The following is a 12,767-nucleotide window of genomic DNA, read 5'->3' on the forward strand; positions in this document are numbered from 1 at the left end:
TCCTCCGGTTTATTCTGTTAAAACTGTATGGAACAATAAAATACAGTACGTAAGAATTCGCAATATTAAGAACAGAATGAAACTGAGATAGGAGAAAAAAATGGATTATAAAAAAGCCATTGAAGATAGACGATCAAGAAGATCGTATTTAGAAAAACCAATCAATGATATCGCTGTAGAGCGATTGCAAAATCTGATTGAACAGGCCAATGAAGAAAGTGGCTTGCACCTGCAATTGTGCATAAATAATAACGATGCCCTTTCAGGCGTTAAAATGAGTTACGGGATGTTTAAAAATGTGCGAAACTATATCGCATTGGTGGGAAAAAAGAGTGACTTGGATTTGGCTGAGAAAATTGGTTATTACGGCGAGCGTATTGTGCTTGAAGCAAAACTTCTCAAGCTTGATACTTGCTGGGTAGGTGGAAGCTACAAAGAAAAATCATGTCAATGCGATATTGGAGCAGATGAAACGCTTCGTGGAATCATTACGATTGGTCATGCTCCGGAAGCGTTGTCATTTAAAGAGAAAGCAATTTGCTCTATCATGCACAGAAAGACAAAAAAAACAGAAGAGATGTTAAAATCAGATATTGAGATACCAGAGTGGATCCTGGATGGGATGAAGGCAGTGCAGCGCGCACCTTCAGCAGTCAATCAGCAACCGGTGCAATTTATATATAAAAATGGAAAATTCAATGCCTTTGTTATATTGAAGCTGGGTTGTGAAATGATCGATTTAGGTATTGCAAAATTGCACTTTGAAATCGGTGCTGACAATATCGGCAAATGGAAATGGGGAAACAGCGGAGAATTCGTAATTAATAAAACCGAAAATAATTCTAACAAAGAATTATCTGATGAAACCAATGCCATACAAGTCTGCGTTCATGATTCAAATTTGGCGACAGTATAACCATAAGACGAGATCAAGCAATAAATAATAAATAGGCCAATTAGTAACTAACTGCGTGCGAAATTTTGAAAGATCGTGGGCATGATGATAAACTAATTGGCCTATTTTTGTGCCAGCTACAATGTAGATACTGACTAATGATGTGAGTTGCCCTGGAAAAAACTTAAGCATTTCGAAAAAACTTATAAAACAGATTGACAAAAAAGAATGAAAAGATGTAATAATTTTATAGGAGTGAGTAATCACTCCGGGAGGCGAAAGAATGAAAGGATCTTTGATAAAAAGAAGAGAAAGTATTATCGTATCTACAATAGTAACGTTAAATCAAGTTGGACTTCAAAATTTATCAACAAAATTGATCGCAAAACGTGAGGGTGTATCAGAAGGGACACTATTTAGACATTTTAAAAACAAAACTGAAATATTACTAGCGGTGATTGATCAATTCAGTCAGTTCGATGATGCCATTATAGAAACATGTCAAGTAAATAAGCTTTCTTCTTTAGAAACAATTAAATACTTTTTTAATGCCTACGCTGAATATTACGAAAATTATCCTGAAATCACGGTGATTGTTCAGTCATATGACAGCTTGATGTGTGATCCTGAATTATCTGATAAGGTTCGCAGCATCATAGATAAACGAGCGGATTTCATTTTTAAAACAGTGAAAGAAGCCCAGAAAAATGGAGTCATCCAGAAGAACATTGAAGCTCGATTAATTGAAGCGATTCTATCAGGCGCCAGCAGAGAACTTTGTCTGAAATGGCGGATGTCAAAATTTGATTTTTCAATTAATGAGAAATCAAGGGAAATGGTCAATGCAGTTTTAGCTGCTTTTTCAGAAAACAGTCATTCGAAAGACGCATAGTTAATCATTACAAATATTAATTTGCAATTCTCTATTTAAAAAGTACTTTAAGGAGGCGGCAACATTGGCATCACAATATGTAAATGATCCAATGCTGGAAGTATTTATTTTTGAAACTTCGCAGCAATTGGAACACGTGGAACAATCCGTTCTTGAAACAGAAACGCTGGAAACCTATCCAACTGATACAATCAATGAAATATTCAGAATCATGCATACCATAAAAAGTTCGGCGGCAATGATGTTATTCAACAACATTTCGGTTCTGGCTCATACGACCGAAGATTTATTCTACTTTATCCGGGAAGACAAGCCACAGGAACTTGATATGACGACCCTTTCCGATCTTGTTCTTGAAAGTATCGACTTTATGAAAATGGAACTGGAAAAAATTGAAAACGGAGAAAAAGCAGATGGAGATCCCCAGAATTTAATCGAAAACATAAAAGAACATTTAACGGCATTAAAAAAATTAAACAATTTGCCAGTTACAGCTAAAGTGAATGATGAACCGGTTAAAGAGCAGTATTACATCAGTTCCAACCGTTCGGCAAAAGCGACTCAAACAAAAACCTATAAAGCCGTTCTGAAATTTGAAGAGGACTGCGGGATGGAAAACATCCGTGCCTTTACAGTGATACATAACTTGAAAGATATGACAGAAGAGGTAATCAGCAATCCTGAAGATGTCATCAATGATGTCGATTGTGTTGAGATCATACGCAAAGATGGACTCGTCCTTTATATAAAAACCGCGGAGTCTGAAGAGAAACTGCATTCCTTATTTAAAACGATGGCGTTTATTGAGCGTGTGGATCTTCAAGCATATGCCGAAATTGCAGAACAGAAATCGACCGAAAACAAAATTCTGTTGACGGGTGATGAGATAATAATCCCGGAAATGAAGGAACAGACAACAGCAAAAAATACGGTGCCCGCTGGTGGACATCAGAGTCAGGGCATGATTTCAGTCAGCGTTGAAAAGCTTGATAAGCTGATGAATATGGTTGGGGAAATTGTCATTTCCGAAGCAATGGTAATACATAATCCAGATCTGAATGGACTGGCTCTGAATAATTTTAAAAAATCGGCGTTGCAACTTAAAAAAATTACCGATGAACTCTAGGATATGGTGATGTCCATTAGAATGGTTCCACTGGGGCCAACTCTTCATAAAATGAACAGAATCATCAGAGATGTCAGTAAAAAACTAAACAAAGAAATTTCTTTGAAAATTATTGGCGAAGATACGGAAGTTGATAAAAATATCATTGAAAAAATAGGCGATCCGCTGATGCATCTTGTCAGAAATTCCGCTGATCACGGGATCGAAACCGCGGAGGTTAGAATTCTTCAGGGAAAACCCGGAACCGGAACCGTTACCCTGGAGGCAAAAAATGCCGGCGGAGAAGTCCTGATTTTAATCAAAGATGACGGAAAAGGACTGAATAAAGAAGCAATCATGAAAAAAGCAATGGAAAACGGCTTGGGTGGAGAAGAACTGGCTGAAATGACGGATCAGGAAATTTTCAATCTGATTTTTCTTCCCGGCTTTTCGACTAAAGAGGCGGTCACCGAATTCTCGGGACGGGGTGTAGGAATGGACGTCGTTGCTAAAAACATCGAAAGTGTCGGTGGCAAGATCTTGGTTGATAGTATTGAAGGAAAAGGTACCGTCATCACTCTGAAAATACCATTGACTTTAGCGATTATGGAAGGCATGAACATCAAAGTCGGTAAGTCATGCTATACACTTCCCATTATGTCTATCAAAGAGTCGTTTATACCAAAACCTGATGAAATTTTCAGAGGACCCGATAACAATGAAATGATTATGATCCGTGGTCAGTGTTACCCAATATTGAGACTGCATGAATGCTATCAGGTCAAAACAGAAGTAACCAAGATTGAAGAAGGCATCCTGATTATGCTCGAAGGAGATACCAGAACATTTTGTCTGTTTGCAGATGAATTGATGGGTGAACAGGAAGTGGTCGTTAAAGCGTTGCCAAAATACGTCAGCCGTATGAAAAAAATAGACGGTTTGGCCGGTTGCACACTACTGGGAGACGGAAATATCAGCCTGATTCTCGACGTCGACGGATTGAATTCACGAAACAGCAAAATCAACTGAACACTTTGTGTTTAAATTTATTATACGAGGAGATGATACAATGCCAGAAGAATTTGAAGAATTCGAAGAAAATGAATTTGAAGAATACGACGAGGAAGACGACAAGGACGAAGGACAATACTTGACGTTTTCAGTGGAAAATGAATCGTATGGATTGGAAATTATTTATGTAACTGAAATAATCGGAATACAGAGAATCACCGAAGTTCCGGAATTGCCGGAATATGTCAAAGGGATAATCAACCTTCGCGGCAAAATCATACCGGTGATGGATATCAGATTAAGATTCGAAAAACCATTTAGAGAATACGATGAAAAAACATGTATTGTAGTTGTAGAAATTCAGGATATCTCAGTAGGAATCATTGTCGATGCCGTATCAGAGGTCATTACAATACGTGACGAAGAAATTGTGCCACCCCCTGATTTAGACGATGGCTATAGCCAGAAATATATGAAGGGAATCGGCAAGGTTGGAGATGAAGTCAAATTACTTTTAGACTGCGATAGATTGGTTAATGAGGATGAAATTCAGGATTTGAATTAACGATCGGAATGATGAGAAAATTAAATTATAACTGATTTAAATAAAAACTTTATTGGAGGAAATAAATAATGAAATTATTTAAGAATTTGAAGATAAAAGAAAAACTGATTACGTGCTTTATCTTATTTGCAGTAGTGACTGGAATGGTCGGGTTGTTTGGCATATACAGCATGTACACAATCAATACCAGAGCCGAAAATATGTATACAAATGCGATGTCGGTCGAAAACATGTCAGCTGAAGCAATTTCAGCCCAGACGCAGACGCTGGCTGAGAATACAGCAAATTTCAATTCAGACTGCATTGTTATGGTCGTCATCATGGCTCTTGGCATAGCAATCGCGGTAGGCGTTGGCTTGAAGATAGCTAAAACGATCACTCAACCATTGAATTTACTGGTCGGATCGGCTGAAAAAATTGCGGGAGGGGATTTGGATGTGGATATCCACATCAATACCGGTGATGAGATCGCCGATTTGGGAAGATCGTTCCAAAAAATGACTGATCATATTAACGATGTTATGACAAGTATTGACTCAGCAGCCATACAGGTTGCGGCAGGATCAAAACAGATTGCGGATTCAAGTATGGGTCTGTCTCAAGGGGCAACCGAGCAGGCTAGCTCCATTGAACAATTAACCGCTTCGATTGAAGAAATCTCTTCACAAACGAAACTGAATGCGAATAATGCTTCTGAAGCCAGTGAACTTGCAGAGAGCACGAAGGAAGATGCGCTCCAGGGGAATAGTGAAATGAAATTGATGCTCCAGTCAATGGAAGAAATAAATGAGTCTTCCAATAATATTTCGAAAATTATTAAAGTGATTGAGGAAATTGCTTTTCAAACAAATATACTCGCATTAAACGCTGCAGTAGAAGCAGCACGAGCCCGACAGCATGGAAAAGGATTTGCAGTTGTTGCCGAAGAAGTCAGAAACCTGGCAGCACGATCAGCGGATGCGGCTAAAGAAACAACGGCAATGATTGAAGGATCCATTAAAAAGGTTGATCACGGAACGCAGATTGCAACAAAGACGGCAGCAGCATTGAACAAAATTGTTGGTGATGTAACCAAAGTATCGGATATTGTTGGAGAAATTGCGACCGCATCCAACGAGCAGGCGATCGGAATTTCCCAGATTAATCAGGGAATTATGCAGGTATCCGAAGTTGTCCAAATGAATACCGCAACTTCAGAAGAAAGCGCAGCAGCCAGTGAAGAATTATCAAGTCAAGCTGAGTTGTTACGAGAACAGGCAGAAAGATTCAACCTGAAAAAAGTATCACATTATTCGTATCGAGGGACAGAGGAATCAAAATCAGATATTGAAGAAATTCTCAGAAATTTAAGTAGCAGTAACAACGTTTATTCGAATAAACGGGGCAATCAACCGAGTTTTGAGACAAATGAATTGGCGAGCAATCCGACCCATATTGTTTTAAATGACAATGAATTTGGAAAGTATTAAAAATATTTTAATTCGGCATCATCAGTAATTAAATGATCCGATTTAACCAGGCTTAAAGGAAGACATGATGGTTTCTATCACAGAAAATGAGTTTAAAGAGTTAACCGGCTATATAAAAAACAACTACGGCATATACTTAAACGATGAAAAGAAGAACCTGGTTACAGGAAGACTTCATCATGTCCTTCTTGAAAATAATTGCCGAAATTTCTCAGAGTTCTTCATCTTGTTAAAAGCAGATAAAACAGGAAGAATTGTGAATACCCTGATTAATAAAATCACGACTAATTATACTTTTTTTATGCGCGAGTCTGATCATTTTACGTATTTTCAAGATCAAGTGTTACCACATCTTGAAAATACGGTAAGTGATCATGATTTAAGAATCTGGAGTGCCGGTTGTTCTTCAGGAGAAGAACCCTATACGCTGGCAATGATCATCGATAAATATTTCGGTAATACAAAAAAATTCTGGGATGCAAAAGTATTAGCAACAGATATTTCAGATGGGATTCTAAAAAAAGCAAAAAATGGTCACTATTCCAAAGAACAGGTGAGTTCTTTACCAATCGATTTTAGAATGAATTATTTTAATGAAATAGATGGCAAAAATGATGCAATTATTGATCGATTGAAGGCAGAAGTCATTTTCAGAAAATTCAATCTCATCAGCAAAAATTTTCCTTTTAAGAAAAAATTTCATGTCATATTTTGTAGAAACGTCATGATTTATTTCGACAACAAGACAAAGATAGAACTGGTCGATAAATTCTACGAATGCATGGATCCGGGAGGGGTTTTATTCATTGGTCATTCTGAATCCTTGATTCGTGATCAGACGAAATTCAAATATGTTTTACCGGCCATCTACAGAAAGGCTTGAGAAATGATAACAAAAGAAAAGATAAAAGTTTTGATTATAGATGACAGCAGGGTTTATCGAGACGTGATGTCATGGGGATTGTCATTGGATCCGGATATTGAAGTGGTGGCAACAGCTCAGGATGCCTATGATGCGAGAGATAAAATACTGCAGTACAGACCCAATGTAATCACTTGTGATTTCGAAATGCCTAAAATGAACGGCGTTGAATTTTTGAGGCAATTAATTCCGCAGTATCCACTCCCAGCAATTGTGGTTAGTTCATTCAGTCTAGAATTGCTGGAAATTTTGAATGTCGGGGCAACAGACTTTGTATCTAAACCTAATCTCAATGTTTCCAAAAATGTTGATGACTTTTTTTATGAATTAAGAAAGAAAATCAAATGGGCAGTACAGGGAAAACCTGTTGTCTCAAAGCAGATAACGACACAACAACGATTAATTGGTAAATTAAATGTGTCTTCAGATAGGCTGATTGCGATTGGTGCTTCTACGGGTGGAACGGAGGCCATTTTCAATATTTTAAAAAATTTGACGCCAGATTGCCCCGGCATTGTTATTGTTCAGCATATTCCACCGGTTTTTTCCAAAATGTATGCTGAAAGGCTCAATTTACAAACACCACTTGAATGCAAAGAGGCCGAGCATGGTGATATCGTTGAGACGGGAAAAGTCCTTCTTGCCCCGGGAGGACAGCATATGAGAGTGAAAAAAATTGGAGAAAAATATAAAGTGGAAGTATTTACAGGTGAGAAAGTAAATGGACATTGTCCATCAGTTGATGTTCTTTTCGAATCGGTTGCAAAAGAAGCCGGCAAAAAGGCAATTGGGATTATTCTTACCGGCATGGGGTCGGACGGAGCCAAAGGACTGCTCAGCATTCGCAGCAGCGGTGCCGTAACGATTGGTCAGGATGAGGAATCTTCTGTCGTTTATGGAATGCCACAGGTTGCCTATAATATCGGCGGAGTCGAAATACAGGCTCCTTTGGAAAATATACCTAAATTAATACGTGCAACAGTAAACGAGTAGGTGATAAAATGATCAGAATTATTGGAATCGGCGAAATGGCCATTTCAAACGATATTAATGATAGCATTAAAACATATGCTTTGGGTTCTTGTGTCGGTATTACCGCTTACTCATCGAAAAGAAAGGTCGGCGGTCTGATTCATATTGCATTACCAAGCCCTTCTAAGATTGTTGATGTTGACACGCGCTGCTGTTTTTACGCTTCAACCGGTCTTCCGATTTTTATTAATAAATTTCATAAAGAATATGGATGCAGCAAAGGAGAACTGATCATCAACGTCTTTGGTGGTGCCAATTCAATAAGAAATTGCGATGCTTTCAATGTTGGGCGAAAGAATGTCGAGTTTGTAAAAAAATATTTGGATGATGTGAATCTGAAGATAAATTTGATGGAAACAGGTGAGAACGTAAGCAGAACGGTTGAGTTGAGTGTTGCGACCGGGGAAATCACTGTCTGGCATCAGAAAATTATTATCTAGAGATGAAAGTGACTGAAGGAGTACCGGTAATGATTAAGGAGGTTGCAATGTTAAAAAATAAGCCGTCAGATAATGAGGATTGTTACACGCAGGAGTTTAATATTATTTCCGTTGGTGTGCTTGTTTTGGATGAAAGCCAAAACATTACGAAGGTGAACGACACGCTATTGAAGTTTTTCAATGGGACCAGAAAAGATTTTCTGGGAAAACGATTTGGCGATGCATTTCAGTGTAAGAACAGTGTTTTGAATAAAAAGGGATGTGGCTTTGATCGGGAATGTGAGCAATGTGAACTGCAGATCGAAATTGAAAAGGTGCTGAGCCTGGAAAAAAAATCAGTCAAACTGGAATTCAAAAAGAGCATGCTTTCCGGATACCTGCAAAACGATTATTGGTTTAAAATAAATATTGCACTTATGATTCAGGAAAATGCCAGAAATCTGGTGATCACTTTTGAAGATATCACAGAGGGAAAAAAAAATGAAATCTCAATCGAAGAATCGAGAGATTATTATCTTCAGATGTTTGAAAATTTTCCGTATATAATCTGGAAAATGGATGTCAAAGAGAATATTGTTTTTACCAACCGGAGCTGGTTCCTGTTTACCGGAAAAGATGAGCAGAAATACAGTCGTGATAAATGGATTGAGATGATTCATCCGGAAGACAGAAATCACTATTTGAGATTACTGAATGTTGCGTTTGAAAATAAAAGTTCTTTTAAAATCGAATTCAGAATGCTTCATGCAAGTGGCGAATATCGCTGGATACAGGGTATTTACTGTCCCTTACACGAAATCGATGGCGTTAATATCTGCTATATCGGTCTGGGTTTTGATATCACTGATCGGAAAATGATGGAAGATGGACTGACCCGTTATAAAATGCTTGCTGAAAAAGTTTGGGATGCTATAGTATTTTTTGAAAAGAGCAGCGGCAGAATCATTGAAGCGAACAGAGCGGCGTATAATCTTTTTGGTTGCGATAAAAAAGAAATGCAAAAATTAATAGTTTATGATTTAATACTTAACGATAAAAAATTGATCATCGACCGCATGGAACAGGGAAATACGAACGGGTCTGTTTTTGAAACATTGGCAATAAATAAAGATGGAACCAAGCTACCAATCGAAATTAGTTTCAAAGGCACTTCAATCAATGGAAAAAGAGTCGTATTGAGCATTATCCGGGATATCTCAGACCGGAAGAATTCCGAAAAAGCACTGAAAGCGAATGAGGAAAAATTTCGTGAAATATTCAATAATTCAGTCGACGCCAAATTTGTGCAGAGATTTGGCAGCAAAGGCATCAACGAAAAAATAATAGAGGTTAATAAAACGGCGACTGAAATGTTCGGTTATTGCTATGAGGAGTTCTTATCGTCTGAGGAGTCACCGGTCCGGCTCGTCGATGCGAAGCACAGCATGGAGAGCTATTCACAGAAACTGATCAAAAATGGGTATGTAACCATTCGGGCATTGGCTCAAAAGAAAGATGGAACATTACTGCCGGTTGAAGTGTTTTGCGATCGGTGTTACATCAATGGTGAAAAAGTAATCATTACTATTATTCGGGATATTACGGAGAGAGAAGAATTCGAGAGTGCTCTGCATCAGGCGAAAGAAGAGGCAGAAATTGCCAACAGAGCCAAAAGTGAGTTTTTGGCAAATATGAGTCACGAAATCAGAACGCCATTAAATGGCATTGTGGGAATGGTTGATTTGATGCGACTCTCAAATTTAAGCCCAGATCAGCAGGAGAATATCGCAATTGTTAAAACCTGCGCCAATGCATTGTTGAATGTTATCAACGACATTTTGGATTTTTCAAAGATGGAAGCTGGGAAAATGGTGATTCAAAAAGCTGACTTCGACATAAAATCACTGATTGAACATACAATAAAAGCGCAACTCCCGCATGCATTAAAAAAGGGGATTGAACTTAACTATGCTTTTTCAGCTGCGACACCACACTATCTGGTTGGGGATTCCCACAGAGTCCAGCAGATACTCAATAATCTGATCAGTAATGCCATTAAGTTTACTGAAAATGGTGAGATCTGGGTTAGAATAAAAAAAATCTCTACAGAAGATGATTCTATAAAAATACTTTTTGAAGTTGAAGACACCGGCATTGGTATTGACAGCGAGAACTTGACTAGTATTTTTGAAAGTTTTAAACAGGTTGATGGCTCATTCACGAGAAAATTTGGGGGAACAGGCTTGGGGCTGGCCATTACAAAACAGCTTGTTGAGATTATGAATGGAAAAATATGGGTAGAAAGTAAAAAGGGGGTAGGAAGCAAGTTTTCCTTTGTATTAGTTTTCGAAGCCGGCAAACCCAATCATGAACAATCGGGAATAAACCGTGAGGTGTATACCATTGACAAAGATTATAAGATACTGCTGACAGAAGATGATAAAGTCAACCAGCTCGTTACAGCTCGTATGCTCAAAGAATGCGGATATTCTGTGGATATCGCCAACAATGGATTTGAAGCAGTTGAAATGGCAAAAAAAAATGCCTATGACATCATTCTGATGGATATTCAAATGCCTGGAATGGATGGAATCGAAGCAACCAAGAGAATCCGGGAGACTGATAAAATGACACCGGTTATTGCGCTGACAGCCTATGCTCTTCATGGTGATCGGGAACGGTTTTTAGCCCAAGGCATGGATGAATATATTTCTAAACCGATAAAAGTTGAAAAACTGGTCTATGCAATTGAAAAGATGATTGCCGAAAAACAAAAAAATACAAACCTGGATAACTTTGGTATTTCATTTAATGAAAACGGAGAAGTTCTTATTTCCGAGAAGAAAAAAAATGAAAATACACTTCACGATGAGTCCGAAATCAGGAAACTTTCTGAAGCAATTGATTTACTGAATAATAAAATTAAAAATGGCGAGTTGACATCTTTTGAAACGCTGGCTAATAGAATAAAGAGCTTAGCAAGTGAATTGGAAATTGAAGATCTGAAAACAATTGCTTTTAAGATTGAATTGGATGCAAGAAGAGGCGACTATGATGAAGCTGTTAAAAAAGCACATGGACTGAGTGAGATCTTTGAAGTGTTTAAAAAGACCGTTTAATAAAAAAAGGCAGATCAGCAGACCATGATAGATTTATCTTGTAATGAATCAGTATTTAAACAGGAAAGGAAAAGAATAAAATGAAAATCTTAATTGTAGAAGATGATATGATCAGCAGAAAGTTTTTATCAAAATTTTTGGAACAATATGGAGAATGTGACATTGTCGTCGATGGGATGGAAGCATTGGATGCATATTTAATTGCAGAAAAGGAAAAACAGCCTTACGATTTGATTTTTCTTGATATTATGATGCCGAAAATTGATGGTATAAAAGTTCTCAAAGCCATCAGGGATTTTGAAAAACAAAGAAAAATTATGACGGAAGATCAGGTTAAAATTATCATCATAACGGCTTTGGCTGACACCGAATTCGTTCACCAGGCATTTGAAATAGGCTGCGAGGCTTATGCTGCAAAACCCATCGATACCGATAAACTCGTTGAAGTGATGAACAAATTAGGAATAGCAAAAAAATAATCAAACAGAGGTAAAAAAATGCAGCTTGAAGAATCAAAATATAATATAAAAGAACCATTGACTGATTTGATATACGAATTGGATGAAACGTCAACAGATAAGTTGAATCGGGAAATATTGCTGGAATTAAAAAAATGTTTGAGTAATGTAATTTTTCAGAAAGAATATACTTACACACGAATTACCGAATACCTTGCTCACATGTATGAAAGCATCAATGGCAATGCGGTCATCATTGCGGCACTTGATCAAATAAAAAAAATGGATGAGTATACTTTTACTCACAGTATTAATACTGCATTCTATTCCATGTTTATTGCGATCTGGATGGGGCTTTCCGATCAGTCAATAATCAATGCCACTCAAGCTGGACTATTACATGACATTGGAAAAATTTATATTCCGGGTGAGATTTTAAATAAAAAAGGTCGTTTGACAAACGAAGAGTATGAAGAGATACAAAAACATCCCTTGTATGGGTACTTTCTGTTAAATGAATTCACTGAATTTAATCTGGATGTTAAGCGTGCTGTTTTATTTCATCATGAGAGAATTGATGCAAGTGGCTATCCATTAAATGCAGAGTCAGATTATGTCGGTGTCCTTCCTAAAATAGTGGCTGTAGCGGATGTATATGATGCAATGACGACTGACCGAGTTTACAAAAAAGGGCTAAAACCAATTGATGCCATTGAATATCTCAGTGATACCGGAAGGAAGACGCTGGATGAGCGGGTATTGCGACTTTTTCTGGGTAATATCCCGGTCTACGATTTCAAGCAGACTTCAATGGCAAAGCATTAATGAATTTGCGCAAAACACCTCTTCGGCAATGATGTTGAAGAGGTGTTTTGCAAAA

Annotated in this window: 10 protein-coding genes and 1 pseudogene; all 11 read left to right on the forward strand. The window is 37.7% G+C overall.

Annotation, left to right across the window (positions count from 1 at the left end):
- Nucleotides 1-100 precede the first annotated feature (100 nt).
- Nucleotides 101-916: a nitroreductase family protein gene (locus tag GH808_RS01995; protein WP_186841135.1), complete on the forward strand. Its 816-nt coding sequence runs from the start codon at nucleotides 101-103 to the stop codon at nucleotides 914-916.
- A gap of 262 nt (nucleotides 917-1,178) precedes the next feature.
- Nucleotides 1,179-1,787, forward strand: a complete 609-nt coding sequence (locus GH808_RS02000; protein WP_186841136.1) for a TetR/AcrR family transcriptional regulator — start codon at nucleotides 1,179-1,181, stop codon at nucleotides 1,785-1,787.
- A 64-nt stretch (nucleotides 1,788-1,851) separates the two neighbouring features.
- Nucleotides 1,852-3,921: pseudogene (locus GH808_RS15720) on the forward strand (chemotaxis protein CheW).
- Nucleotides 3,922-3,961: 40 nt separating this feature from the next.
- A complete protein-coding gene (locus tag GH808_RS02010; protein ID WP_186841137.1) occupies nucleotides 3,962-4,468 on the forward strand; it encodes a chemotaxis protein CheW in 507 nt (168 codons plus the stop codon).
- Between the two features lie 68 nt (nucleotides 4,469-4,536).
- A complete protein-coding gene (locus GH808_RS02015) occupies nucleotides 4,537-5,937 on the forward strand; it encodes a HAMP domain-containing methyl-accepting chemotaxis protein (RefSeq protein WP_186841138.1) in 1,401 nt (466 codons plus the stop codon).
- 67 nt (nucleotides 5,938-6,004) lie between these two features.
- Nucleotides 6,005-6,820, forward strand: coding sequence for a CheR family methyltransferase (locus tag GH808_RS02020; protein WP_186841260.1), 816 nt, complete (start codon nucleotides 6,005-6,007; stop codon nucleotides 6,818-6,820).
- 3 nt (nucleotides 6,821-6,823) lie between these two features.
- Nucleotides 6,824-7,852: a protein-glutamate methylesterase/protein-glutamine glutaminase gene (locus GH808_RS02025; RefSeq protein WP_186841139.1), complete on the forward strand. Its 1,029-nt coding sequence runs from the start codon at nucleotides 6,824-6,826 to the stop codon at nucleotides 7,850-7,852.
- Between the two features lie 8 nt (nucleotides 7,853-7,860).
- On the forward strand, nucleotides 7,861-8,331 hold the full coding sequence (locus tag GH808_RS02030; protein WP_186841140.1) for a chemotaxis protein CheD: 471 nt from the start codon (nucleotides 7,861-7,863) through the stop codon (nucleotides 8,329-8,331).
- 47 nt (nucleotides 8,332-8,378) lie between these two features.
- Nucleotides 8,379-11,429, forward strand: coding sequence for a PAS domain S-box protein (locus tag GH808_RS02035; protein ID WP_186841141.1), 3,051 nt, complete (start codon nucleotides 8,379-8,381; stop codon nucleotides 11,427-11,429).
- A gap of 80 nt (nucleotides 11,430-11,509) precedes the next feature.
- Nucleotides 11,510-11,908, forward strand: coding sequence for a response regulator (locus GH808_RS02040; RefSeq protein ID WP_186841142.1), 399 nt, complete (start codon nucleotides 11,510-11,512; stop codon nucleotides 11,906-11,908).
- Nucleotides 11,909-11,926: 18 nt separating this feature from the next.
- A complete protein-coding gene (locus tag GH808_RS02045; protein WP_186841143.1) occupies nucleotides 11,927-12,712 on the forward strand; it encodes an HD-GYP domain-containing protein in 786 nt (261 codons plus the stop codon).
- Nucleotides 12,713-12,767 lie beyond the last annotated feature (55 nt).

The sequence above is a fragment of the Acetobacterium fimetarium genome (assembly GCF_014284475.1).
Lineage (GTDB): Bacteria > Bacillota > Clostridia > Eubacteriales > Eubacteriaceae > Acetobacterium > Acetobacterium fimetarium.

Excerpts from the sequence above, each read along its gene's own strand:
- GH808_RS01995 (WP_186841135.1), top strand. The coding sequence starts at position 101 with ATGGATTATAAAAAAGCCATTGAAGATAGACGATCAAGAAGATCGTAT.
- GH808_RS02000 (WP_186841136.1), top strand. The coding sequence starts at position 1,179 with ATGAAAGGATCTTTGATAAAAAGAAGAGAAAGTATTATCGTATCTACA.
- GH808_RS02010 (WP_186841137.1), top strand. The coding sequence starts at position 3,962 with ATGCCAGAAGAATTTGAAGAATTCGAAGAAAATGAATTTGAAGAATAC.
- GH808_RS02015 (WP_186841138.1), top strand. The coding sequence starts at position 4,537 with ATGAAATTATTTAAGAATTTGAAGATAAAAGAAAAACTGATTACGTGC.
- GH808_RS02020 (WP_186841260.1), top strand. The coding sequence starts at position 6,005 with ATGGTTTCTATCACAGAAAATGAGTTTAAAGAGTTAACCGGCTATATA.
- GH808_RS02025 (WP_186841139.1), top strand. The coding sequence starts at position 6,824 with ATGATAACAAAAGAAAAGATAAAAGTTTTGATTATAGATGACAGCAGG.
- GH808_RS02030 (WP_186841140.1), top strand. The coding sequence starts at position 7,861 with ATGATCAGAATTATTGGAATCGGCGAAATGGCCATTTCAAACGATATT.
- GH808_RS02035 (WP_186841141.1), top strand. The coding sequence starts at position 8,379 with ATGTTAAAAAATAAGCCGTCAGATAATGAGGATTGTTACACGCAGGAG.
- GH808_RS02040 (WP_186841142.1), top strand. The coding sequence starts at position 11,510 with ATGAAAATCTTAATTGTAGAAGATGATATGATCAGCAGAAAGTTTTTA.
- GH808_RS02045 (WP_186841143.1), top strand. The coding sequence starts at position 11,927 with ATGCAGCTTGAAGAATCAAAATATAATATAAAAGAACCATTGACTGAT.